Origin of the sequence: Eubacterium sp. An11, from assembly GCF_002161065.1 — a bacterium.
In the GTDB taxonomy this organism is placed as follows: Bacteria; Bacillota; Clostridia; order Lachnospirales; family Lachnospiraceae; genus Anaerobutyricum; species Anaerobutyricum faecale.
In genome coordinates this window covers 290,820-315,603 of sequence record NZ_NFLV01000001.1, presented here as the reverse complement: position 1 = coordinate 315,603, position 24,784 = coordinate 290,820, and the positions used below count along the sequence as shown (strand labels likewise).

The 24,784-nt window shown below is 49.1% G+C and carries 19 protein-coding genes; 4 read left to right on the top strand and 15 right to left on the bottom strand.

The window, feature by feature from the left end; genetic code table 11:
- Positions 1–26: 26 nt before the first annotated feature.
- From B5E53_RS01315 to B5E53_RS01290, 6 genes are all read right to left on the bottom strand, one after another.
- Positions 27–1,508, bottom strand: a complete 1,482-nt coding sequence (locus B5E53_RS01315) for a TrkH family potassium uptake protein (RefSeq protein ID WP_087311992.1) — start codon at positions 1,506–1,508, stop codon at positions 27–29.
- A gap of 11 nt (positions 1,509–1,519) precedes the next feature.
- Entirely contained in the window at positions 1,520–2,908 is a 1,389-nt protein-coding gene (gene trkA / locus B5E53_RS01310; protein WP_087311990.1) for a Trk system potassium transporter TrkA, read from the bottom strand.
- 333 nt (positions 2,909–3,241) lie between these two features.
- A complete protein-coding gene (locus B5E53_RS01305; protein ID WP_087311988.1) occupies positions 3,242–4,132 on the bottom strand; it encodes an Ig-like domain-containing protein in 891 nt (296 codons plus the stop codon).
- Positions 4,133–4,255: 123 nt separating this feature from the next.
- On the bottom strand, positions 4,256–4,975 hold the full coding sequence (locus B5E53_RS01300; protein WP_087311986.1) for a hypothetical protein: 720 nt from the start codon (positions 4,973–4,975) through the stop codon (positions 4,256–4,258).
- A gap of 225 nt (positions 4,976–5,200) precedes the next feature.
- Positions 5,201–5,911 (bottom strand): response regulator transcription factor, encoded by a 711-nt coding sequence (locus B5E53_RS01295; RefSeq protein ID WP_087311984.1) that lies wholly within the window; start codon positions 5,909–5,911, stop codon positions 5,201–5,203.
- A gap of 80 nt (positions 5,912–5,991) precedes the next feature.
- On the bottom strand, positions 5,992–7,599 hold the full coding sequence (locus B5E53_RS01290) for a HAMP domain-containing sensor histidine kinase (RefSeq protein WP_087311982.1): 1,608 nt from the start codon (positions 7,597–7,599) through the stop codon (positions 5,992–5,994).
- Between the two features lie 204 nt (positions 7,600–7,803).
- Between B5E53_RS01290 and B5E53_RS01285 the strand changes: the two genes are divergently transcribed.
- Positions 7,804–8,193 carry a BlaI/MecI/CopY family transcriptional regulator gene (locus tag B5E53_RS01285; protein WP_087311980.1) on the top strand — a complete coding sequence of 130 codons (390 nt, stop codon included), beginning with the start codon at positions 7,804–7,806 and terminating at the stop codon, positions 8,191–8,193.
- The gene (locus tag B5E53_RS01280) at positions 8,190–9,992 is read left to right on the top strand and encodes a BlaR1 family beta-lactam sensor/signal transducer (RefSeq protein ID WP_087311976.1); all 1,803 of its coding nucleotides are present in this window, start codon (positions 8,190–8,192) and stop codon (positions 9,990–9,992) included. The genes B5E53_RS01285 and B5E53_RS01280 overlap by 4 nt, the downstream gene beginning before the upstream one ends.
- 15 nt (positions 9,993–10,007) lie before the next feature.
- Here B5E53_RS01280 and B5E53_RS01275 read toward each other — a convergent pair whose 3' ends face one another.
- From B5E53_RS01275 to B5E53_RS01240, 8 genes are all read right to left on the bottom strand, one after another.
- On the bottom strand, positions 10,008–12,788 hold the full coding sequence (locus B5E53_RS01275; RefSeq protein ID WP_140401419.1) for a penicillin-binding transpeptidase domain-containing protein: 2,781 nt from the start codon (positions 12,786–12,788) through the stop codon (positions 10,008–10,010).
- A 193-nt stretch (positions 12,789–12,981) separates the two neighbouring features.
- Complete coding sequence (locus tag B5E53_RS01270; RefSeq protein ID WP_087311974.1) at positions 12,982–14,616, bottom strand: Na/Pi cotransporter family protein; 1,635 nt, start codon at positions 14,614–14,616, stop codon at positions 12,982–12,984.
- Positions 14,617–14,664: 48 nt separating this feature from the next.
- On the bottom strand, positions 14,665–15,354 hold the full coding sequence (locus B5E53_RS01265; RefSeq protein WP_087311972.1) for a TrkA family potassium uptake protein: 690 nt from the start codon (positions 15,352–15,354) through the stop codon (positions 14,665–14,667).
- Positions 15,355–15,368: 14 nt separating this feature from the next.
- Positions 15,369–16,667: a potassium transporter TrkG gene (locus B5E53_RS01260; RefSeq protein ID WP_087311970.1), complete on the bottom strand. Its 1,299-nt coding sequence runs from the start codon at positions 16,665–16,667 to the stop codon at positions 15,369–15,371.
- 31 nt (positions 16,668–16,698) lie between these two features.
- The gene (locus tag B5E53_RS01255) at positions 16,699–17,406 is read right to left on the bottom strand and encodes a response regulator transcription factor (protein ID WP_087311968.1); all 708 of its coding nucleotides are present in this window, start codon (positions 17,404–17,406) and stop codon (positions 16,699–16,701) included.
- Positions 17,399–18,457, bottom strand: coding sequence for a DUF4118 domain-containing protein (locus B5E53_RS01250; protein ID WP_087311966.1), 1,059 nt, complete (start codon positions 18,455–18,457; stop codon positions 17,399–17,401). The genes B5E53_RS01255 and B5E53_RS01250 overlap by 8 nt, the downstream gene beginning before the upstream one ends.
- A 196-nt stretch (positions 18,458–18,653) precedes the next feature.
- Complete coding sequence (locus B5E53_RS01245) at positions 18,654–19,340, bottom strand: carboxymuconolactone decarboxylase family protein (protein ID WP_087311964.1); 687 nt, start codon at positions 19,338–19,340, stop codon at positions 18,654–18,656.
- Between the two features lie 18 nt (positions 19,341–19,358).
- Entirely contained in the window at positions 19,359–19,799 is a 441-nt protein-coding gene (locus B5E53_RS01240) for a cupin domain-containing protein (RefSeq protein WP_087311962.1), read from the bottom strand.
- 318 nt (positions 19,800–20,117) lie between these two features.
- Between B5E53_RS01240 and B5E53_RS01235 the strand changes: the two genes are divergently transcribed.
- Complete coding sequence (locus B5E53_RS01235) at positions 20,118–20,429, top strand: metal-sensing transcriptional repressor (protein ID WP_087312211.1); 312 nt, start codon at positions 20,118–20,120, stop codon at positions 20,427–20,429.
- Positions 20,430–20,464: 35 nt separating this feature from the next.
- Entirely contained in the window at positions 20,465–22,999 is a 2,535-nt protein-coding gene (locus B5E53_RS01230) for a heavy metal translocating P-type ATPase (protein ID WP_087311960.1), read from the top strand.
- Between the two features lie 176 nt (positions 23,000–23,175).
- Here B5E53_RS01230 and B5E53_RS01225 read toward each other — a convergent pair whose 3' ends face one another.
- A complete protein-coding gene (locus tag B5E53_RS01225) occupies positions 23,176–24,678 on the bottom strand; it encodes a hypothetical protein (protein ID WP_087311957.1) in 1,503 nt (500 codons plus the stop codon).
- Positions 24,679–24,784 lie beyond the last annotated feature (106 nt).

Sequence of the window (24,784 nt, the reverse complement as noted above, 5' to 3'; positions counted from 1 at the left end):
AGTTCTCCCCTCAGTCCTCTGCCGGTCTATCTGTCCGGCTGATGTTTTACTTTTCCGATGCCCTGCTTTAACGCATCCTTCCACAACGATGGATGGAACAGGATCAACAGAGGAAACAGTTCCAGCCTGCCGGCCAGCATATCAAACATGAGCACGACTTTCGTTAAATCTGTCAGATGGGCAAAATTCTCCATAGGACCTACCTTGGCAAGACCGGGACCCACGTTGTTGATGGCTGTAGCCACAGCCGTAAATGTGGTCACCAGGTCCTGGCCTTCCAGAGATACCAGAAAAACAGAAACCACAAACAGAATCATAAAAGTAATAAAATATACATTCGTGGAACGGACAACCTCGTGTTCCACCGGTTTGCCATCCACCTGGATCTTCTTGATACTCTTCGGGTGAATATAAGAAGTCAGCTCTTTTTTCACCGTCTTTATGAGCAGCACAAACCGGGATACCTTGATACCGCCGCCGGTGCTGCCGGCGCAGGCGCCGATGAACATCAGGATGACAAGCACCGTCTGACAGCTTTTCGACCAGTAATTAAAGTCCGTGGTGGCAAATCCTGTGGTGGTGATGATGGATGCCACCTGAAAGGCCGCATGCTTTAACGCCTCGGCAAATCCCATGGCTGTCCGGCAAAGAGACCAGGTGATAAACGCCGTCGCCGCGATGATAACCAGGAAGTAATATCGCACCTCTTCCATGGCGGCAGCCTTTTTAAACTTCCGGAATAAAATCAGATAGTAAGCGTTAAAATTCACGCCAAACAAAATCATAAAAATGGTGATCACCCACTGCAGATAGGAAGAATATCCTGCTATGCTGTCACCCTTGATGGCAAAGCCTCCGGTTCCCGCCGTTCCAAATGTAATGGTCAGGGCGTCGTATAAAGGCATATGTCCGATCAGAAGGAGCACGATCTGCACCAGGGTCATCCCCACGTAAATAATATACAGAATCCTCGCCGTGTATTTAATCTTCGGCACCAGTTTGCCCACCGATGGTCCCGGGCTCTCCGCCCGCATCAGATTGATGTGCGAACCTCCGCTCAGCGGGATCACCGCCAGCAGGAAGACCAGAACGCCCATACCGCCGATCCAGTGGGTAAAACATCTCCAGAAATTGACCGATCTGGACATGGCCTCCACATCGGTCAGAATACTGGAACCGGTGGTGGTAAATCCGGAAATCGTCTCAAACATCGCATCCACAAAGGATGGAATCTCCCCCGACAGATAAAAAGGAAGACAGCCAAAGATACTCATGACGATCCAGCTTAACGCCGTCGCCACACAACCTTCCTTTAAATAAAAGATCTGACTTTTCGGTTTCCGGATGGTCGCCGCTGTTCCCAGGAAGAAACACAGGGCGGCCACCCCGAGAATGACAAAGCCTTCCTTCTCCTGATAAATAACTGCCACAATACAGGGCAGGAGCATCAAAAGACCTTCGATCCTGAGCACCTGTCCCAAAATGTACCGAATCATTGATGTATTCATGATGCCCTCCGCTAAAGTAAAATATCCTGTATATCTTCAAATCCTGTGTTTGTTGTAACCACCAGCACTGCGTCACCCACATGGATGCAATCCTGACCGCTTGGAATCCGTATTTTTCCTTCACGGTAAATACAGGAAACCAGCAGATTCTTCTTTAAAGAGAGATCCTTCAACGGCACATCTGTCACCGCCGACGGAGTATCTACCCGGAACTCAATGGCCTCCACCTGAGAATCATACATATGGTAAAGAGACTCTATGTTACTGTCCATGGAATTTTTCTTGGCACGGACATAGGCGATGATAGCTTCTGATGTAATATAACGTGGATAAATCACGCTGCCCAGATCCAGTCCATTAATCACTTCTTTAAAGGTGATCCGGTTGATCTTCGTGATCACCTTCGCGTTTGACACCTGCCTTGCATACAGCGTCAGCAGAATATTCTCCTCGTCAATACCCGTGAGCGGCACAAAGGATTCCACCCAGGAAATGCCCTCTTCCTCCAGAAGCTCCTGATCGGTTCCGTCTCCGTTGATAATGACTGCCTCCGGCAGAAGTACGCTGAGTTCCTCACAGCGGGCCTTGTCCTGTTCAATGATCTTTACGGAAATGCCCACACGGATCAGCTGTTTGGCCAGATAGAATGCCGCCTTTCCGCCCCCGATGATCAGTGTATTTGCCACCTGGTTTGTCTGAAAACCAATCTGTTTTAAGAACGGTTTTGTCCTTTTTCTCGGAGCGACAAACGAAAGAATATCCCCTTTGACGATCTGAAAATTTCCGTCAGGGATATAGACTTTCTTTCCTCTTTCCACCGCGCAGACCAGCACTTCCGACGCCAGCTTCTCTCCCATCTGAGCGATGGTCATTCCGTCAAGAATATTATCTTCCGGCACAGCAAATTTGATCAGTTCCGCCTGGCCACGGGCAAAGGAATGCGCCTCCAGCGCCGACGGCAGGAACAGGATACGGGCTGCCTCCCTGGCTGCCTCCAGCTCCGGATTGATGATCATAGCCAAACCAAGCTTTTCCCGGAGGTAGGCCGCTTCCTGGCTGTAATCCGGCGTACGCACTCTGGCGATGGCCGCACAGTCACCGACCTGTTTTGCCACAGTACAGCAAAGCAGGTTCAGCTCATCGGACTCTGTCACAGCAATGAGCAGATCCGCTTCCTCAATCCCCGCTTCCATCTGCACACTGAAACTGGCTCCGTTGCCCGCCAGTCCCATGATGTCATAAAAGTTGGCGATCTCCTGTATTTTTTCGGCATTTTTATCCACAATAGTGATGTCATGCCCTTCTTTGGATAACTGTTCCACCAAAGTCACGCCGACCTTTCCACAGCCGACAATGATGATCTTTAGTCCCCTCCTCACAGAACTTTTCTTCCCGAACATTCTGCAATCCTCCTATGTTGTTCTTAATATAGTTCCCTGAGATTATACAACGAAAGCAGGAAAGACTCAATGCAAAAAAAATATCATTAAAGAACAAGAAATATCCTGTTTTCTAATGAAAAATAAACAAAACTTTATAAAACAAAAAAAGAACCAGGACATCTGTAAAAGAATCCTGGTTCCTGCAGCTATTTCCATGCTTTACACATTCGTCATTATGCCCGAAAGAACAACAAAACATCTTTTTTTATATAAAGGGACATCTTTCTCATCTGGCACCGGATGATTCCCGCGCTATAGAAAGAATCAATCCCTCTCATCCCACTGGTCTTCTCAGTCTTCATCATCCCAGTCGTCGCTGTCAAAAGGATGATCTTCTCCGTCCGGATCATCATCATCATCGTCGTCATCGTCATTCCAGGACTCATGCCGATCATTATTCCACTGATGATTTCCGGAGTTATTTCCCGGATAACTTACTTTATTACCGGTCCAGCGGTCGTCGTCATGTTCATCCCAGTCGTCGTCATCTCCCCAGTCGTCCCAGTCATCATCCCAGTCAAACCGGTCTTCCAGATAATCTTCCACATCATCCAGATAATCTTCCACGCGGTCGATGGCGTCATCCATTCTCTCGGCGGTCCATCCCCAGCGGTCATCCCACTTATCATTCAATCTGTCCAGCTTATGGTCGATGACCTTCAGCTGTCTTGCATAAGTATAATACAGATTTCTGCGCTGGCTGGCTCCGACATTCCAGTTGACCTTTTTGATCTGCCTGAAAATCTTTTTGATCTGCTTTCTGTATTTTGCCAGCTTTTTAGTATCGGAATTACTTCCTTTGGAAGTATTCCATTTGCGGGACGCATGGGATGTCTTCTTCACCTTAAGCTTCATGGTTGCCTTCAGGCTGGTTCCCTGTATGCGGACAGTAATCTTTGCAGTTCCTGCCTTACGCGCCTTGATTCTCGTATCGTCGCCTCTTTTGCGGATCACCTTTGCCACAGACGGCTTGCTGCTTTTCCAGACGATCCTGCTGTCTCTGATATAATCATCATTGAACGCTCCGTCCACATCCAGCTCGATGGTCCGTCCCACCCAGGCGGTTCTGGAGCCGTCAATATAGATTCTCCGTGATGCTGCCTCCGTGTCTGTGTTCACTGTCAGCATAACGGCCGCTGCTGCGGCAAAGGTAAGCGCGCCTGCCAATACTTTTTTCTTCATATTTTTCCTCCCTCTTGTTTTCCTGTGTCATAAAACGTTTCTCTTTTTCCAATCGGTGTCACAATTTACAATATGTGCCACACTCTCCATGGTCAATGGGAACCATTTCCATGTAAACCGTCATTAATCATCCCAGTCATAACGATCGTCGTCGTAACGGTCATCGTCGTAACGATCATCATTCCAGTCAAATCTGTGCTCCAGATAATCCTCTACACTTTCCAGATAGTTCTCAGCGACATCCACTGCTCTTTCCATGGAACGTGCAGTGCTTCCCCAGCGGTCATCCCAGCGGTCGTTGATCACATCAATCTTGCGGTCCAGCTTATTTAACTTACTTTCAAACTTCAGGTAAACAGCCCTGCGCTCCGCTGCCGTTGCCGGAACCGCCGTCTTCGCGATCTGCTTTCTGATCTTTTTGATTTTCTTTTTGTACTTGTTGAGCTTCTTCTTATCGGAAGCGGATTCACTGGAAGCAGATACATTTTTCTTTACAGTGATGGTCTTTGTTGCCTTGATATTGGTTCCCTTGATCTTAACAACAATCTTGGCCTTTCCGGCTTTCAGTCCCTTCACCCGGGTATCTTCGCCTCTCTTGTTGAGAACTTTTACCACGGAAGGTTTCTTACTCTTCCACACGATGTTCCAGCTGCTCACCAGATCATCATCCGGATAAATATCCGTGTCCAGTTCAATGGTCCTTCCCACCCGTACGGAGCCGGCTCCTTCGACTCTCATTCCCTGCGGCGGAAGGGCTGCACTGGCCGGAACCGCTGCCGTCACTAATATAGCCGCCGCCATTGTCGTTGTCAACAATCCTGCAAAAATTTTTTTCTTACTCATAATTTTTCCTCCTTGTTGTTTTTGTTTCGTACGAACAGTTTTGCCACGACATTTCTGTTCTTCTGAACTTTATTGTATGCTCCTGTCTTGTTTTGATGATGCCATTATATAGGCCATCATTCAACTCCCTATAAAGGAAAAATAAACTTTTCATAAACTCTATCTGCTCTATAGGAAATATTTTACAGTTCCTTTTCTCTGCCTCCCGGAAATTTTGAACCGTTTTTATTTCTGGCGGAACCGGTATCCGGCTCCCCAGACAGTTTCAATGAGTTTGAGTGTTTCCTCGTCCGGACCGATCTTTTCACGGATGCGGTTGATATGCACCGCCACCGTCGCCGTATCTCCGATGGCGTCCATGCCCCAGATACGGTCAAACAGAGTATCTTTAGAAAATACAATATTCGGATTGGACGCCAGGAAATACAGAAGCTCAAATTCTTTATTGGCAAGCTCCACTTCTCTGTCTCCCACAAAAACCTGTCTGGACAGCGGAAGGATCTTCAGCTTGCCCGCCTGGATACTGCCTTTCTCAAAAGCTTTCCGGTCGGGACTTTCATTATTTTTTTTCAGGCGTTCATGGATATTGATATGCGCTTTGACCCGGGCCACCAGCTCGCTGGGACTGAACGGCTTTACAATATAATCATCCGCTCCCAGTCCGAGACCTCTGATCTTATCCAGATCTTCTCTTTTTGCCGTCACCATGATGATCGCCACATCTTTCTGCTTGCGGATTTCCCGGCAGATGGTAAAACCGTTGACGCCAGGCAGCATGACATCCAGCAAAATCAGATCATATTCATTCTCCAGAGCCAGCTTCAGGCCCTCCTGCCCGTCCTGACAGATGGTCACCTCATAATCTTCGATTTCCAGATAGTCTCTCTCAATCTCCGCAATTAAAATATCATCCTCCACGATCAGTATCTTTCTCATAACACGCCTCTCTCCTTTATCCATATTGATTTCCATTATTTATATTTTCTCTGATTTTATCGATCTCTTTCTTTTCACTTTCATCGGTCGTCCTCATCCCGATCCAGCGGAAACTCCATCACAAATTTAAGTCCTTTTCCTCCGACGCCTTCTTCCGCCCGGATGCTTCCGCCGTGCCCTTTCATGATCTCTTTTACGATGGAAAGTCCAAGACCACTTCCGTTGCCCGGATTCTGCCGGGCTTTATCTCCCCGGAAAAAAGTATCAAAAATCTTATCTCTCTCTTCCTCCGGCACTCCCGGCCCGTCATCGGATAATTCCAGGTACAGCCGGCCGTCCGCAGTATACAGCGCCGCCGTCACTACAGATTCCGGTTTTTCTCTGTATTTTATTGTGTTGTCGATCAGATTGCCCAGCACCCGCTTCAACTGCTGCCGGTCCCCCTGTATGAAAAGATTTTTCCTTTCCCATACCGTTTTTACCAGAGACAGCCGGTTATTTTTAAATTCAATCTCATGCTCTTTGAAAAAAGAATTTACAAACCCGCCAAAATCAATCCGTTCCATGGAATAATGATACTCTCCCCGGTCAAAACGGGAAAACAGCGAAAGATTATCGATCAGCTCCGCCAGATCTTCAGTCCTGGTCCTGATGGCGTCATAATACCGGCGCTTCTTCTCCTCCGTATTGGCAATGCCGTCTCGCAGACCTTCCACATAGGCTTTGATGGAAGTGAGCGGTGTGCGCAGATCATGGGAAATACCGGCCAGAAGCTGTTTTTTGGCCTCCTCATACTTCTCTCTCTCCCGGACGGAATTCTCCAGGTATTCTGTCATCTCATCAAATTCCTGACAGGCCTTTCCCAGCTCATCCTTTTTTTTACTGCCAATGCGGTAAGAAAGATTGCCGTCCTGTACCTGGCGAACCCCTTCCGACAGCTGATTCAGCGACTTTTTCATGCCGCTGCTCAGCCACCGGGTGAGAATAAAGATGCTGATGACAATGGAAACCACCAACACTGCCACAAACAGTCCGAGAATGGACAAAATATCCCGGATCACCTGAGAACTGGAAGAACTCCCCACATAATTCTCACAGTATGCCAGGATACTCAATGTGCCTTCCTCCAGGATATAAGAACGCTTGACAGCCGAGCTGTTCCCGTCCGCCACCGCAAAACTGGCCAGCTTCTCGTATCCCTCGCCCGCGATATCCGTTATTTTTTCCGCCGCATCTTCCGGCAGATCGGAGGCAAGCACCACATGGTCATAATAGATTTCATAATAATATCCGATATTGGTCAGCTCCCTGACCACTCCTCCAAAAGCGCTGTTCTGACGCCGGATTTCTTCCTGGAGAAGCGCATTATAATCCACTTCTTCCTCCTCATCATCGTCATCCCAGTCATCCTCATCCCAGTTTTCCCAGGCGTCATTACTCTCCGTGTTTCCCGTTTCCGCCTCGATAATCTCTTCCACCGGTTCATAAGTCAAAATCTGATTCTGATAATTATATAAAATTGTCTGCACATTGAGAAGTCCGTTATCATTATCATAGAGTTCTTCCAGCCGGTTCAGATTTTCGCTGCCGTGAAAAAAAAGCACCATCACACAGAGCATCACTGATACGGCAATGGGAAGCAGAATCATCAGCAGGCTGGCCAATGTTAATTTTTTACGTATATTCAATGGACATTCCCCCTCTCACTGTCACATGCAGGCATGATTTTTTTGATTGTACCACGAATTTATAAAGAAACTTTAAATTAAACAACAATTTTCTTTTTTCCGGAGACTTCCGTCAATGATTGACCTTTTTTCTCTCCTGCCGTATAATAATTTCAGTTCGCCTACATAAGTAAGATTTCAAAAACAAAACAGGAGGAAATAACTATGAGCCAGTTGCCACAGATATCCGAAGCCGAATACGTCATCATGAAGATTCTCTGGGAAGATCACCCCTTAAGCACCAACGAAATCTGCGAGCGCGCGCAGCAAACGCACAGCTGGAACCAGAAAACCATTCACACTCTTTTATCCAGACTGAATCATAAACAGGTGATCTCCTACGAGAAACGTGGACGCATGTATTATTATTTCCCTGTGATCGCCCAGGATAAATATCTGGAACAGGAGAATCATCATTTTCTGGATCGTTTTTACGATGGAAAAGCAGCGCCGATGCTGTCCGCTCTCCTGTCCAATGAAGAGCTTTCGGACTCGGATCTCAGGGAAATGTACGACATGATCTACTCTAAAATCAAAGGTGGTGACAACCAGTGATCTCCCCGGTTCCTTTTCTTTTTTGTAATCTCTTTGTCAGCGTCCTGCTGGGCGTTGTGCTGCTGGCGCGCAGGCTCAATACCAGACACCTGTCCATTCCGGCGCGGTATCGCCTGTGGCATCTGTTCACCGTCGCCTTGTTCCTGCCTTTTTTCCCGTGGAAAAGACTGTCCGCCCAGGAGTTTCTCTTCCGGATACAGGAACTGCTGACCGGGGATAAGGCTTCGGCAGCTCTCCCGGCGGCCTCCGGCGCCACGGCCCAGGCAGCCGCTTCCGGCACAGTGATCCGGGATTTTTCCACGGCTGTGACTGCCTCGGACACCCCGCTCTCCCGGATTCTCTGGATCATTTGGATTGGCGGCATAACGGTTGTGGCTCTTTATTTTGCCGGCACTCTGCTGAGAATCCATACGATGAAAACCAAAGCCTTCCTTATCACTGCGGAATCAGAACCGGAATTGTACCGTCACTTTACTTCCTGTGCCCGTGAAGTATCACTCCGGCAGAAGATCCGGCTTTATGCTTCCTGTGACATTCAAAATCCCGTGTCCTGCGGCTGGCTGAGACCCGCCGTTATCATTCCTCAGGATCTGGATATCGTTTCTTCGGAAGAAGAACTCCGGTTCATCTTCCTTCACGAACTGCAGCACTGCAGACACAGAGATGCCCTTCTGAATCTGCTGGTCTGTATACTGGAAACTCTGTACTGGTTCAACCCGCTGATCTGGTACGGCTTCCGGCAGTTCCGGAACGACCGGGAAATCGCCTGCGACCATGCGGTCATTGACCACATAGGCACCAACGAACGGATGAATTACGGGCTGACTATCCTCCGTTTTGCCCAGCATGCAAAAAGAGGCGCGTTTGCCTCTCCGCTTTCCGGTATCAGCAGCAGCGCCTCCACCACAAAACAGCGGATTGTGGAAATCACGGAATACCGAAGGACATCTGCTGCACAGCGGCTTAAGAGTATGGGCATCTTTTTATTGGTTCTCCTCTTTTTCTTTGGCGCCAGCCCGCTGCTCTCCGCCTACGCTTCCGGATCTCCCGCCCCGCATCTGTCTGACGGAGAGTGGCAGGCTGCCGATGTATCTGACAGCTTTGACGGAAAAGAGGGATCCTTTGTGCTGTATGATACGGACACCGGCGGATATTACATTTACAATAAAGAAAAAAGCGAGGAGAGAACCGCTCCCGCTTCCACCTTTAAAATTTACAGCGGACTTTTCGCTCTGGAAGAAGGGCTCATCACCCCGGAATCTTCCACACAGCCGTGGGACGGCTCGGCGCAGCCCTTTTCTCAGTGGATGCAGGATCAGACCCTGTCCACAGCCATGCAAAATTCCGTCAACTGGTATTTTCAGAATCTGGACCAGGAAGCAGGACTTGCCTCTCTTGCTTCGTACTACAGCCGGATTTCCTACGGAAACTGCGACTTAAGCGGCGGCGTCCAAAATTACTGGGCCACCAGTCTTGCCATCTCTCCTCTGGAACAGGTACAGCTTTTATCCGGTCTGCTGCAAAATCAGTGGAATTTTGATCCGGAAAACATTCAGGCCGTCAAAGAGTCCATGCTCCTGTCGGAACATTTCCTCTCCGGCGGCAGACTTTATGGCAAAACCGGAACCATCGGCGGCGACGGCGGCCAGCAGACGGGCTGGTTCGTGGGCTTCCTGGAAACGGACGAAAGTACCTGCTGTTTCGCCGTAAACCTGCAGGGCAGGGGCTGCGACGGAGGCGCCGCCGCCGATGTGGCGGTGGACGCCCTTTCTAAGCTGGTCCCGACATTGGCGCACTGATACAGATACTATCTTTTATTCGTTGTGGAAATACGCGGCGAGGATCTCCCGGCCGCAGGCCACAGCATTCTCAGACGTATAACCGTTGACGATCCGGACCGCCAGAGAGATTTCCGGATCATCCGCCGGGGCATAGCCGATAAAAAGGCCATGGTCCGGCCTTGTTCTGCTCTCCTGAGCAGTTCCGGATTTGCCTGCCACCGGGAGAGCATATCCTTTAAAGACACCGGTACTTTCCACATACATCTGCATTCCTTTATGAATGCTGTTCCAGGTACCCGGTGCCAGTGCGATCTTACTTTCCGGCTCCGCCTGTTTTTTCTCCCCCGTGTTTTGTCCTATGCTGTGAATCAGCGTGAGCTTATAGCAGCTGCCCTCATTGGCAAGGGTATTCACATACCGGCCCAGCTGTACCGTGGCGTAGTTGTTGGTTCCCTGACCGATGGCGGACGGGATCGCATAGGAATCGGTGACCTGCGGACTGCTCTCCGTAAGCTCAAGGCCGCTCTTTTCATCCAGATGAAAGAGTTTCGCGTATTTCTGCAGATATCCCAGCGCCTGAGCGTCGGAGAACTCCCGGTTTCCTTTCATACCCAGCCGGTAAGAAACTTCACACAGATAGTCATTACAGGAATGGCGCAGAGCGGCGGCCACCGAGGTCACCGGCCCGTGACCGGCATGGTTCCAGCACCGAAGGGCCGGGGAAACCTTATCAAAAATACCATCGCAGACCACCGTAGTATCGGTGTCGATGACGCCCTCTTCCAGACCGGCAATGAGAGTGACCGGCTTAAAGGTGGACCCCGGCGCCGACAGCTGCTGGGTGGCCCTGTTGTAAAGAGGCAGGGAGGCGTTTTGCGACAGACTGTGATAATAAGCGTTATCCATGTTGTTGGCCAGTCGGTTGTTGTCATAGCCCGGGTAGCTGACGCAGGCCAGCACCTCGCCGGTGTCAGTGTCCGTCACCACCGCGGATCCGGAACAAGGATCGAGAGCCAGATTGGCCGGAGTGATCTCCAGACTTTGAATTTTGGCCCGGATAAATGCATAGGAAGACATTTGTCCCGCTTTCCAGTCCCGGTAATCATCATCTTTTTTCGTAAGGACTCCCTGATCATAGAGAAGCTGACAGAGTTCTTCCGGCGAAATCTTATCATTCATGACCATACTGTCATAGACAACGATATCAAAATCACTGCTCTCCCACAGAGCTTCCGCAATATAATCCACCGCGCTCTCAAACATTTCTTTCTGGGTCAGATACTCTTCTTCTCCCTCAAAAACTTCGTCCCTCACCCATCCTTTGGAAATGACTGCATTGAGATAATCCGCCAGGGTATAACTGCCGTCCGACCATTTTTCGTAAAAAGCCCTGGCATCCTCCTGGTATTCATCATAAAGGAGATCGATATTTTCCAGAATAAAAGACTCATACTCCCGCAGTTCTTCTGTGCCGCTGCCCTTTTTAAGCTCCCGGGAAATCTCCTGACAGATGGATTCCTTCTGTTTTTCATATCGTTCATGCACTTTTTTCTCCAGTTTTGTGGCGTCATCTTCCGCAAAATGTTCCGTATTCAAAACATGATTATCAAAAAACGCGCAGTATACATCATAAATCGGAATACGGATTTCCGTACTGTCGGAAATATTTTCCTTGTCAAACGTTTTCGCATCAATGATGTTTTCCAGCAGGATCTCTGCAATCTTCTTTTCCAGGATATCATACACGTCCTGCTGCAGTTCCATATCAATGGTCAGATACACATCTTCCCCGGTCTGCGGCTGTATGTTCTGGCCGGTTTCACTCAGAATCCGTCCCATATTATCCACCAAAACTTCCATCTCCCCGTCTTCTCCATGGAGATATTCTTCCAGATATTGTTCCATACCGGCCTTTCCCACCACGGAATTTCCGTTATAGCCGTCTTTTTCTTTCGCCTCCAGCTCCTCCGGAGAAATCTGCCCTGTATAGCCGATGATGGAAGCACAGGCCTCCCCGCCGTCGTAAACCCGCATGGTATCCTCCTCAATGGCAACGCCGGGCAGCTTCTCCTGATTTTCCGCGACAGCCGCCACCGTGGCATCCGATGCGTTTTCCGTCACAGTGACAGCGAGATATTTCTGATAGGCCTGCAAAGAAAGGGCGTAGCGTATGCCGACCATGCGGAGAACCTCTTCTCTGGAAAACGCTTCCGGCAGACCGTACTGTTCCTTTTCCTCCCTGGTATACGCTTTCCCGTTCTGAGAAAAGAGACAGAACCGTTCTTCTCCGGCCAGATATTCTACGATCGTTTCTTCATCCGCGCTTCTCTGCTCCTGATTCATGTCGCTGGCAGAAGCTTTTCCGTAGACATCCGCCCGGAACCGGTCGAGAGAAGTTCCCTCCACAGAAAAGCAATACTGCCCCTGCTCATCCAGGCAGATTTCCAGGTATTCCACCGGCGCGTCTCCATTGGCCTCCAGAATTTTTAACAGCCGGTAAATCGTCCCGTTCAGGGAAAGCTGTCTTTCCCGGCTGGTATCATAGGTCTCGCTGTCGCTCAAAGTGACAGCGTATACCAGTTCGTTCCTGGCCAGGGACTTTCCATTTCTGTCATAGATATTGCCCCGGACGCCTTTTTGCTGAATCTCCCTCTTCGTCTTCATGACAAAGTTCTCCGCGTACTCCTCCCCGTGAAGGATCTGAAGCTCATAGAGCCGCCCCACCAGCGCCGCGGCCATGCACAATAAGAGGGTGCCCAGAACGGTGATCCTTGTGGGCCTCCATTTTTTTATTTTTCTCAGTATCTCTTCCATTTTTTCATCTCCTACATATGTAATATTTATATCTTACATATGTAGGATTAATATGTCAACCTATTTTCTCGCGGAGCGTTTTTTATTTCATAGGAATGCAATTTCCTAATGAAATAAAAAAACGGCGCATCCGCAGCCGAAGCTGCGGACACGCCGCATGTTGTTTATGTTATATAGGGTATGTTTTTTGCAGTTACGCACGGATCGTCGCCAGTTCCTGCCCGATATTCAGGGCATGGTCACCAATGCGTTCAAAATCCGTCAGCATCTCAGAATACAGAATGCTGGCCTCTCCCTCGCAGGTCACCTGACGCATTCTGTCCATCTGATTCTGACGGTATTCCTCCGTCATCTGGTCGATCTGCTGTTCGATATCCGCAGCTTCCGCCAGACTTTCCTCCGACATGCTGTCCAGATTATGCAGATGATCAAGGGCTTTCAGACTGATTTCCTGCATATTCCGGATCTCCTTCTTTGCCTCCCTGGAAAATGTGATCTGCTTGTCCTCCATCATTCTGGTGTACTCGCAGATATTCATGGCATGATCGCCGATCCTTTCCAGATTGCTGCATATCTTGAAAAATGAGCTGAAGTTCGAAGAATCCTTACTGCTGGTCTCATGGGCGATGATCCGGGAAATATATTTGGATATCTCTTTGTTGAGATAATCGATATAATCCTCGTTCTCCTCCACCTTTTGCAGGCGTCTGGTACTGCCCTCTATCACCGCTGTAAAACTCTCCTCCACATTTTCTCTGGTCATCTTCTCCATTCTTCTCAGTTCATTCCAGATACCGTTAAAAGCAATGGCTGCATTTCCCATCTGGTACTCTGCTCCTGCCTCCAGAGGCTTGATATACATAAGTCCCTGAACATCCGGCTCGACTCCCTCCCGGTCCGGCAGGATTTTTACTGCCAGTTTCGCAAGTTTTGTGCCAAATGGCAGAAGCAGCAGCGTGGTCACCACATTAAACAACGTGTGCATGTTGGCAATCTGTGCCGCCGGATTGTCCGGGGTAAAATTCTGCACTATCGCAGTGAGCGGTGTCACAATGCAGACAATAGTAAAGAGAATCGTTCCAATAATATTAAAGGTCAGATGGATAATAGTCGTGCGCTTAGCGTTTCTGTTCGTTCCAATGGCTGCCAGAACCGCTGTGATACAAGTACCGATATTCTGTCCGAAAAGCACAAAAACTGCATTTGGCAGATCAATGAGTCCTCCAATGGCCAGTGTCTGTAAGATGCCGACAGACGCGGATGAGGACTGGATAATCGCCGTAAAGACTGCGCCCACCAGGATTCCTATGAGCGGATTACCAAACTGTGTCATCAGATTGATAAACGCTTCGGAATCCCGCAGCGGAGACATAGAACTGCTCATCATTTCCATTCCCAGGAAAAGGATACCCAGACCAGCTACAATCTGTCCATAATGCTGTACCGTCGCCTTCTTACTGAACGTAATGACCGCCACGCCGGCAAAAGCCAGCAGCGGAGCGATGGCTCCCACGTCCAGCGCAATCAACTGTCCGGTTATGGTCGTTCCGATGTTGGCACCCATGATAATCCAGACCGCCTGCTGTAAACTCAGCATTCCGGAATTGACAAAACCGACAACCATCACGGTAGTTGCAGAGGAAGACTGGATCACTGCTGTGATACCCGCTCCGACGATCACGCCCAGAAAACGGTTCGCCGTCAGTTTCTCCAGAATTCCTTTCATTCGGTTTCCGGCTGCCGCTTCCAGACCGGAACTCATCATCTGCATACCGTAAAGGAACAGGGCAAGACCGCCCAAAAGTCCTAATACGATGCTAATACTCATACCTTCGTTTTTCCTCCATTTTCTCTCTCATAACATTCTGTATAAAGATCAGGAGTTCTTTTCTTTTTCAATCCATTCTGTAAAGTGGATCAAACCTTCCTTACTGCCCGATAAATACAAAATGTCATTTTCTCTCAGTACATATTCCGGGCGAACGTCTTCCATAACAGACTCATTATTTTCTATGGCAATGATATTGAGACCCAGCTTGGCACGAATGTCCAGACTCTTGATGGATCTGCCCACCATTTTGTCCGGAACGACCACCTTCGTGATATTGAGTTTTTTGCTGAGCTGCACAAAGTCAAGGATTCTGGAGGATTCCAGCCGGTGCGCAAGACGAATCGCCATATCCCTCTCCGGATAGACAACTTCCGCTCCCAGTTTCTCAAGAATTTCTCCATGTTCCGCACTGTTTGCCTTGGAAATGACCACCGGCACGCCGATGCTCACCAGATGCAGTGTCGCGAGAATGGATGTTCCCATCTGCTCACCGATACAGACCACTGCCACATCACAATTTCGGATGCCTGTTTCCAACAGTGATTTTTTATCAAGATTTTTGACTACATATGCATTTTCCGTAATATCGCGGAGCTCTCTTACCTTTTCTTCATCCCGGTCAATCACCAAAAGCTCCGCACCGGATTCCGCCAGCTCCATGGCCAGCGCATACCCGAATCTTCCGAGGCCTACAATACCATATGTTGTATTTTCTTTTTTCTGTTTTCCAAACATAATATCCTCCTGCTTTAACCAATCGCAATATTTCCTTCCGGATAGCTGACCCTGTCTCCTCTGGTAAAGTACCACAAAGAAGCGATGGTCAGAGGTCCCAGTCTGCCGATATACATGATGACAATGGACAGGAACTTGGCACCGTCACATAAATCCGGTGTGATTCCCGTTGACAGTCCGACGGTTCCAAAGGCACTGGTGATCTCAAACAAAAGATCTGCCAGAGGAATGTCCGGTTCCATGATCGTCATCAGATACGTTCCCACGATGACAACCCCCACTGCCAGCGTGGCAATGACCGCTGCCTTGCGGAATGCGTTTTTCGGCACCGCATAGCGGAACGCCTTCTCATCTTTGTTGGTTGCCGCCGACTTAATGCCCTGCAGCAGCACAAAAAATGTACTGGTCTTGATACCGCCTCCCGTGGATCCCGGTGACGCACCGATGAACATCAGCACTGTCAGCACCAGAAGTCCGGACTGGGAAAAGGTTCCCAGCGGGTAAGTGGAAAATCCCGCGGTTCTCGCTGAGATACTGTGGAAAAACGCCGCCATCCAGGTAATGTTCTCCGTGAACTTGAGCATCACTGCTCCCACGATGATGAGGACAATACTCATGGAAATGACCACCTTGGCATGCATGGACAGTTTCTTCCAGCGAAATCTCTTTGCGCAGACTTCACGGATCACCAGAAAACCGATACCGCCCAGAATGATCAGCGCACAGGTCACCACATTTAACAGTACATTATCCCGATAAGGGATCAGATTCTGAAAATTACCCAGAATATCAAATCCTGAGTTATTGAAGGCAGCCACGGAATGGAACAAACTGATTCCGATGGCCCGGATTGGCGGATAATCCCGGATAAACACCAGGAAACTCAATACTGCGCCGGAAAGCTCAATAATGACCGTCGTAATAAAAATATCCCGGACGAAAATGACAAGCCCTCTTCCGGAGTCCAGATTCATCGCCTCCCGGATGAGGTTTCTCCCCTTCATATTGACCTTCTTGCCAATGGCTATGATCACGCCGGCTCCCACCGCCGTGACGCCCAGCCCGCCGATCTGGATCAGAAGGGCCAGAAAGGTCTGTCCCAGAGGAGTAAAGGTATCTCCCGCATCCACTGCAATAAGTCCCGTCACGCACACGGCGCTGGTGGATGTATACAGTGCGTCGATATACCGCAAAGTCACGCCGTCCTTTACGCTGCACGGCAGCATGAGAAGTACGGAGCCAATCAAAATCACAGAAAGAAATCCCAGGGCGATGATCCGTCCCGGCGATTGTCTTTTAAGCAACCTAAACATTGTAATATCCTCTTTCTTTTCTCAAGTCTCGTCATGATTCGTCCTGCATTCGATATCCAACGCCCAGCTCATTGACAATATAATTATTCTTTCCCGGTCTTGAGCCTAATTTTTTTCGGATATTTGCCATATTTACCTGCAGCTTTTTGATGCTTCCCGCGTCGGAGCTTCCCCACACGGCCTGGATGATGGCCGCATATGTCAGCACCCTTCCCGCGTGCTGTGAAAGCAGGGCTACTATATTATATTCCGTCTGCGTCAGTTTAATCTCTTTTTCCCGCACACGGACGAGGCGTCTGGCATAATCGATCTCCAGATCATGGAGTCTGTATTTACCGCTCATATCCTCTTCTCCCTGCAGTCCCTCATAGCGTCTGTTACGTAAAGCTGCCCGTACCCGTGCCAGCAATTCGGCCGTCCCAAATGGTTTGGTAATATAGTCGTTGGCGCCGGAATCCAGAGCCTCCACTTTGTCACTCTCCTGTGTTCTGGCGGAGAGTACAATGATCGGTGTGGAATCCGACTGGCGTATCTTTTTGATAAAAGACATTCCGTCTTCATCCGGCAGTCCTAAATCCAGCAGCACCAGATCCGGATGATGGGAAGAATACACGAGGACTCCCTGCCCTGAACTTCCCGCGGTCAGGACCTGATATCCGTTGGTCTCCAGGATTGTCTTGACAAAGCTGCGGATGTTGGTCTCATCTTCAATTACCAGCAGTTTATATTTATTATTCATCCATTTCCTCCATTTCCAATGAGAAACTGAAACGCGCCCCTCCTTCTCTGCGATTTTCAGCCTTGATTTTTCCACCATGTGCTCTGATGATGGTCGCACAGACGGAAAGGCCGATACTCATGTTGTTTCTCTTCCCATCCGTAAGTTCTCCGGCTCTGTCATGATATCCGTCAAACATTTTGCCCAGAATATCCGCCGGTATTCCGCACCCGTCATCCTCAATGGAAAAGACCGCCCATTTTCCGGATTTTTTCACCGTAAAACGAAGACTGGTCATCCCTTCCGCGTGAAGGACTGCGTTCTCCAGAAGATTCATGAGAACCTGCACGATCAACAGGGGATCCATGGGGATACTGATGAATTCTTCCGGGATCTCCACCTCCACCTTCTGGGCCGGATAACGTTTGTGAAATTTGATCAGGGTATCATCAATGAGTTCCTCTAAAACCGTCGGGGTCTTTATAACCTGCACGTTCTTGCTGCCGATCTTTGTGATAGACAGCAGATTCTCCACCATCCGGATCAGCCACTCCGCATCCTCTCTGATCTCTCCCAGCAGCTTCACCTGCTGTTCTTTCTCCAGAGAATCATAGTTCTCAATGATGGCGGAACAGGAACCGTAAATGGTAGTAAGCGGTGTGCGAAGATCGTGAGAAATCGCCCGCAGCAGATTCGCTCTGACCCGCTCTTTTTCATTCTCCGCCTTCGTCCTCTCCTGCGCCTTGATCTTGGTGGTAAGAGCGCTGGTGGCCACAGCGACGATCAGCATGGCAATCGCTGAGGACAGGCTCTCCGCCGCCATTAAATTAAAGGTGAAGAAAGGGAAGGTGAAGGCAAAATTCTCAGCAAGCACGCTGAGCAGCGAGGCGAGAATTCCCCACAGGTACCCTTCTGTTTTCAGAGATATCAAAAATACTCCCAAAATAAAAACATCCGAAGAAAATGACTGCGTTTTAAATATTTTCTGCAGGACCAGATTAATAAGGAAGGTTACGACCAGAATGAATATGGTAACAAATATATCCCGTATATATGTCTTACATCTGCTCATCTTCTTTAGTAACCTCCGCTAACGACTATAACATTTTTCTGGCTAAGATGTAGTAAAGATTAAGGGACAGCCCGGTTAATAATATAACTGGCTGTCCCTATTATATACCTTTTTCCTTTATTTTGTTAGCCTAATGTAAAATTTATCAAATAAATGTAAATTTATTTGTGTTTTGCGTAAAATTTCTGTAAACATGTCACATTTCCGCCGCTTTATTGATGCAGCTCACCGCATTGAGACTTCTCGGATATCCGATGTACGGAAGACACTGCGATACCACCTTCATCAGAAACGCCTGGTCATTGCCCAGATTCATATTTCCCTTCGCATGGGACGTCAGCTGCGGCTCACATCCGCCCTGAGCGGCCAGGAAACAGAAAGTGATCATCTCTCTCTGTTTTAAGTCCAGACCGGTTCTTGTATAGTAGTCGCCAAAACAGTTGTCAGCCAGCCAGCGGTTGATATGACCGCCCTTCCATGCCTCGCGCATCTGCTCGCCGAAAATCTCCGCCTGGGCATCCACACCTTTTTCCAGACGATCCTCCATGGTGGTGGTCGCCTGTCCCGGCAGCGGCAGCTTCACGCCTCTGTCTGTCAGGATCTCATTAACTGCACGAAGGAACGGCAGCACCCGTCCCATACCCAGATAATCCACTGCCTGATAGACCATTTCCTTTACCATTACCGGAGAAAGTCCGGCGTCAAGGGCCTTCGGCAGCACTTCCTTAAAAGTATCCACACCCTGGCATCCGGTCAGAGCCGCCAGAATCGCCAGATATCTGGTGGTATCCTCAAGCTCCTGTCCCGGTTCATTGACTACCTCATCAAGAGCAAAATGGTCAAAACGTTCCATAAATTCCGGATCTGTTTCATATAAACTCATTCCAGTACACCTCCTGTTTTATTCCGGCAGTTTCGCATACTCTTCATCGGACACCGGCTCACACCACTCATTGGATGTTTCCTCACCCGGCACCTCCACAGCGATGTGGCTGAACCAGGAATCCTTCTTGGCTCCATGCCAGTGTTTTACTTCCGCCGGGATCGTGATCACTGTTCCCGGTACAAGGCTCACCGCCTCTTTGCCTTCTTCCTGATACCATCCCTCGCCTGCGGTACAGATCAAAAGCTGTCCGCCTCCGCTCTTCGCATGATGGATATGCCAGTTATTGCGGCATCCCGGCTCAAAAGTCACATTTGCCAGGAAAACGTTCGTCTCCTTCGGATCGGTCAGTGGATTTAAGAAAGACTGCCCGATAAAAAACTGTGCGAACGCGTCGTTCGGCTGTCCCATACCAAACATATTCTGTTTTTCAAATTCTTCTCTGCTATTGATTTTCATAACTTTATATCCTCCATTCTCATACTGCGGCTTTGCCGCCAGGATTCTGTTTCCCTCACTGTATCTATGAATAATCGCTCCATTTCGATACCGGAAATTTACTTCCTGAGATAATAGTAGACCCTGAACAAAAAAAAGTAAAATGCTTAGTTGGAATGTAAGATTATGCCTGCACTGCATAAAAATATTATAAATATGCATCAAAAAAATTTCAGAAAAAAATTTTTTCAAAAGGGGGTTGAAAAATACCCGCACAGGGTATATAGTATAACCGCAAAGAGAAAATACCCCCATGGGGTTTATGAAAGGAGCATAGATTTGGAAGAGAAAAAAGAATGTAGTTGTAAACACAGGACTAAGGAACGTTCCGAAAAAGAACGAAAAGATATGCTGAACCGCCTGAGCCGGATCGAAGGGCAGGTCAGGGGAATTCGCAAGATGGTGGAAAACGACGTATACTGTCCGGAAATCCTGATCCAGGTCTCCGCCGTCTCCGCCGCTCTCAACAGCTTCAATAAAGTGCTGCTGGCGGAGCATCTTCACTCCTGTGTGGTAGATGATATTAAGAAGGGCAAGGAAGATGAGGCCATTGATGAACTCGTCAAAGTCCTTCAGAAACTTATGAAATAATCGGTTGAAACTTATTTTACCAGGAGGAATGTATCATGAAACAATATGATGTAACAGGTATGAGCTGTGCGGCATGCAGCAACCGGATCGAAAAAGCCGTCTCCAAAGTACCGGGAGTGACTTCCTGTTCCGTCAGCCTGCTGACGAATTCCATGGGAGTGGAAGGCACCGCTTCTCCTGAAGCTGTAATCGCCGCCGTCGAAAAAGCCGGATATGGAGCTTCGGAAAAAGGAGCCCATGACAATCAGACCGGGGGAAAAGGAGTTTCCATAGCTGCAGAGGAAGAATCCCTGAAAGATAAGGAAACCCCGAAGATGAAACGCAGACTGATCGCCTCCCTGTGTTTCTGGATCCCGCTGATGTATATTTCCATGGGACATATGATGTGGAACTGGCCTCTTCCATCCGTCCTGGCTGAGAACCACATGGCCATTGGACTGGTGGAACTTCTGCTGACAACGATCATCATGGTGATCAACCAGAAATTCTTTATCAGCGGCTTTACCAGCCTGATCCACGGAGGGCCGAACATGGATACGCTGGTAGCTCTGGGTGCAGGCGCTTCCTATGGATACAGTCTCTACGGCCTGTTCGCCATGTCTGCCGCCATGACCCGCGGCGATATGGCAGGTGCCATGTCCTATATGCATGAGTTCTACTTTGAATCGGCCGGTACGATCCTGACGCTGATCACCATAGGAAAGCTTTTGGAGGCAATCTCAAAAGGACGTACGACAGACGCCCTGAAAGGTCTGATGAAGCTGGCCCCAAAGACAGCGACCGTCATCCGGGACGGGAAAGAAGAAGTCGTATCCGTAGATCAGGTACGCAAAGGTGATATCTTTGTTGTAAAACCAGGAGAAAATATTCCGGTGGACGGGATTGTGGTGGAAGGAACCAGTGCCGTCAACGAATCTGCGCTGACCGGCGAAAGTATCCCGGTGGATAAAAATGCAGGCGATGCTGTATCCGCCGCAACTTTAAACCAATCCGGTTATCTGCGGTGCGAGGCATCCCGTGTCGGTGAAGACACCACACTGTCTCAGATCATCCAGATGGTCAGCGATGCGGCTGCCACCAAGGCTCCTATCGCAAAGATTGCGGATAAGGTATCCGGTATCTTCGTTCCGGTGGTGATCGGGATCGCTGTTATCACTCTGATCGTATGGCTGCTGGCCGGAGAGGCGATCGGCTTCTCATTGGCAAGAGCAATCTCTGTACTGGTGATCAGCTGCCCGTGCGCCCTCGGACTTGCCACGCCGGTGGCGATCATGGTGGGCAACGGTATGGGTGCAAAGAACGGAATTCTTTTCAAAACAGCGGTCTCTCTGGAGGAAACAGGAAGAACACAGATTGTCGCACTGGATAAGACCGGAACCATTACCAGCGGCGAACCAAAGGTAACAGATATGATCCCTGCAGAGGGAGTTTCCGAACAGGAACTTTTAAGCTATGCTTACGCGCTGGAACAGAAAAGCGAACATCCCCTTGCCCGTGCTGTCGTTATGAAGGCACAGGATACCGCTTCCTTACAGAAATATGATGCAGATGAATTCCAGGCGGTTCCGGGCAATGGCCTTTCCGGAAAAGTAAACGGCTCCATGGTCCGGGGAGGAAATATGAAATTCATCAGTCAGGACACTGAGCTTTCGGAAGAGATAAGGAAAACAGCCGACCATCTTGCAGAAGAAGGAAAGACACCTTTCTTCTTTGCCAAAGACGGAAGACTGATCGGCATCATCGCAGTGGCGGACGTAATAAAAGAAGACAGTCCGGAGGCTATCAGAGAGCTTCGGAACATGGGTATCCACGTAGTCATGCTCACCGGCGACAACGAGCGCACCGCAAAGGCCATCGGAGCCCAGGCCGGCGTCGATGAAGTGATCGCAGGGGTACTGCCTGACGGAAAAGAAAGCGTGATCCGTTCTCTGAAGAAGAAAGGCAAAGTCGCCATGGTAGGGGATGGCATCAATGATGCCCCGGCTCTCACAAGAGCAGATATGGGCATCGCCATCGGAGCCGGCACAGATATCGCCATCGATGCCGCGGACGTTGTCCTGATGAAAAGCAGGCTGACCGATGTGGCAGCTGCGATCCGTTTAAGCCGGGCAACCCTGCGCAATATCCACGAGAATCTGTTCTGGGCATTCATCTATAACGTCATCGGTATCCCACTGGCTGCCGGCATATGGTATCCGATCTTCGGATGGCTGTTAAATCCAATGTTCGGAGCCGCAGCCATGAGCCTTTCCAGCTTCTGCGTGGTAAGTAATGCATTGCGTCTTAACTGGTTCAAAATGTATGACACCAGTAAAGATAAAAAAATCAAAACAAAGAAAACTAACAAGGAGGACAAAACTATGACAAAAACAATAAGTATTGAAGGTATGATGTGTGGACATTGTGAGGCAACTGTAAAGAAAGCCCTCGAAGCTCTCAAAGGAGTGGAAAGTGCAGAAGTCAGCCATACAGCAGGTACAGCAGTGGTAACTCTGGATGCTGACGTCAGCGACGACGCACTCAAAAAAGCTGTGGAGGATCAGGATTACAAAGTTACAAAAATCGCATAAATCCAACTGATTCATAACCGATAAGTAAGACATTTAAAACAGGTCAGAGGCTCAGGCTGATCGCAGCTGGCCGCTGACCTGTTCACTTTTCAGGAAAGGTGGCCGCTATTGTGCTGCGTATTATAAATAAAAAAACAATATTTTAGTTAACGCATGACATTGCCCGGATGCCTCGTCTACTCCCCGGACACAGTCTGTATCCCGGCATACTCCCAGGTGGCGCCATCATCCGCCGAGGTAAAGAGCAGTGCGTAAGTTCCCACGTCCGCCGCGCTGGTGGACACCCGTACTTTCAGTTCTCCATCCTCTTCACAAGGAGTCTCTATATAATCCATATCGTCGGTGGTAAAGGAGAACTCGTTGCCCTCCATATCTGCCGCCGCTTCTTCCACCGGAAGAGCCGCCTGCTGAAAACTTGCTCCTCCATCGTTGGTGTAATACATGGACGAGGAATCCCGGGAAGCAAAAGACAACAGAATAAATCCGGTCCGGACATCTGTAAAATATATGCCCTCCGCCACACCGATATTTCCGTCAAAAGGATCAGCATTATGGATATCTCCATTGTAAAATTCATAGAACCGGCTGCCGGCGGCGGCATCCGTCACCACCAGTCTCATGGCGTCATCCGCGTCCAGATAGAAAGTCATACTGCCGTCCTGATCTGTGAGGAGCGTCTGTCCCTGTTCCTGCGCTTCTTCTTTCTTTGTTGCTGCTTCCTTCTGTTCTTCTTCCTGCTGCCGGGTCTGCATAATCCCTTCTCCGCAGAAAACCGCCGCTATTTCCGTATTTCCCCAAGAAATGGTCAGAAAAAAGGCGTCTTTATTCTCGCCATAATTATTCCAAAAATATGAAGTAAGATCTCCTGTTTCTGTGAGCTGGTACCAGGTACTCTCGCAGACTTTCGTTGTGTAACCACTGTAACGCATGGTCCAGGCGCTTTGCCCACCGGAGATTTCCGGCAGTCCCTGTTCCCGCACAGCATCAGCCATGGCAAACATCGGTGAAAGCTGCTCCTGTTTTCGGTAGTCCGTATTCACCGCGCCGTTTAGCCGGACCGTCATCTTCTCACCGGCGGACGCATCGTAACTGATCAGCCAGCTCTGTTCCTGCTTCCCTTCTTCTGTTCCATTTTTTTCTGTTCCAAAGGAATACAGATAACCGTCGACCCTCTCGATCATGCCGTCAGCAGAAACCGTCACAGAAAATGTATTGGCCGTATACAGCTCACTGCCTTCCGCAAGTCCTGCTCCATCCTCCAGGGCAGTCACAATCCCATCCAGACCATATTTGAAAAAATCCCTCTGTTCAAAAGCAATCTTTCTGGTATTGCGCCAATCATCCAGCACCCAGGCCAGCTTTCCGTTATAGGGCTGGGCGCTGTGATAGATCTGCCTGCCGTAAACTCCCGTGAGGATTACAAAAACGATCCCTTCTGCCGCCAGCAGAACAGACAGGACAACGTTGTTCTTCATCACTTTTCTCTTTTTCTTTCGGAAATAGACGATGGTCCAGATCACAAACCACAAAATCCCCGCGCCGCCCAGCAGAGCGATCAGCGGAAGCCGCCGGGCCACGCCTCCCCACTGGAAAAACCGTGACAAAGTCCTAAGCCCCAGGGCATAAACCAACAGAAATAAAGGATTCAATAAAATCAGCCAGTAATGTTTTCTTTTCATGCCGCACCTCCCGTATCGATATCATATTTTAATACTACACTTGTAAGACTTATCCGTCAAGTGCTTTTCCGGTGCCGGCGAATCTCCGACGCGAAATGAATCTCCG

Coding starts and splice junctions, on each gene's coding strand:
- B5E53_RS01255 (WP_087311968.1), bottom strand. CDS start 17,406: ATGAATAATAAATATAAACTGCTGGTAATTGAAGATGAGACCAACATC.
- B5E53_RS01240 (WP_087311962.1), bottom strand. CDS start 19,799: ATGAAAATCAATAGCAGAGAAGAATTTGAAAAACAGAATATGTTTGGT.
- B5E53_RS01265 (WP_087311972.1), bottom strand. CDS start 15,354: ATGTTTGGAAAACAGAAAAAAGAAAATACAACATATGGTATTGTAGGC.
- B5E53_RS01260 (WP_087311970.1), bottom strand. CDS start 16,667: ATGTTTAGGTTGCTTAAAAGACAATCGCCGGGACGGATCATCGCCCTG.
- B5E53_RS01250 (WP_087311966.1), bottom strand. CDS start 18,457: ATGAGCAGATGTAAGACATATATACGGGATATATTTGTTACCATATTC.
- B5E53_RS01285 (WP_087311980.1), top strand. CDS start 7,804: ATGAGCCAGTTGCCACAGATATCCGAAGCCGAATACGTCATCATGAAG.
- B5E53_RS01305 (WP_087311988.1), bottom strand. CDS start 4,132: ATGAAGAAAAAAGTATTGGCAGGCGCGCTTACCTTTGCCGCAGCAGCG.
- B5E53_RS01230 (WP_087311960.1), top strand. CDS start 20,465: ATGAAACAATATGATGTAACAGGTATGAGCTGTGCGGCATGCAGCAAC.
- trkA (WP_087311990.1), bottom strand. CDS start 2,908: ATGTTCGGGAAGAAAAGTTCTGTGAGGAGGGGACTAAAGATCATCATT.
- B5E53_RS01270 (WP_087311974.1), bottom strand. CDS start 14,616: ATGAGTATTAGCATCGTATTAGGACTTTTGGGCGGTCTTGCCCTGTTC.
- B5E53_RS01275 (WP_140401419.1), bottom strand. CDS start 12,788: ATGGAAGAGATACTGAGAAAAATAAAAAAATGGAGGCCCACAAGGATC.
- B5E53_RS01245 (WP_087311964.1), bottom strand. CDS start 19,340: ATGAGTTTATATGAAACAGATCCGGAATTTATGGAACGTTTTGACCAT.
- B5E53_RS01295 (WP_087311984.1), bottom strand. CDS start 5,911: ATGAGAAAGATACTGATCGTGGAGGATGATATTTTAATTGCGGAGATT.
- B5E53_RS01300 (WP_087311986.1), bottom strand. CDS start 4,975: ATGAGTAAGAAAAAAATTTTTGCAGGATTGTTGACAACGACAATGGCG.
- B5E53_RS01225 (WP_087311957.1), bottom strand. CDS start 24,678: ATGAAAAGAAAACATTACTGGCTGATTTTATTGAATCCTTTATTTCTG.
- B5E53_RS01315 (WP_087311992.1), bottom strand. CDS start 1,508: ATGAATACATCAATGATTCGGTACATTTTGGGACAGGTGCTCAGGATC.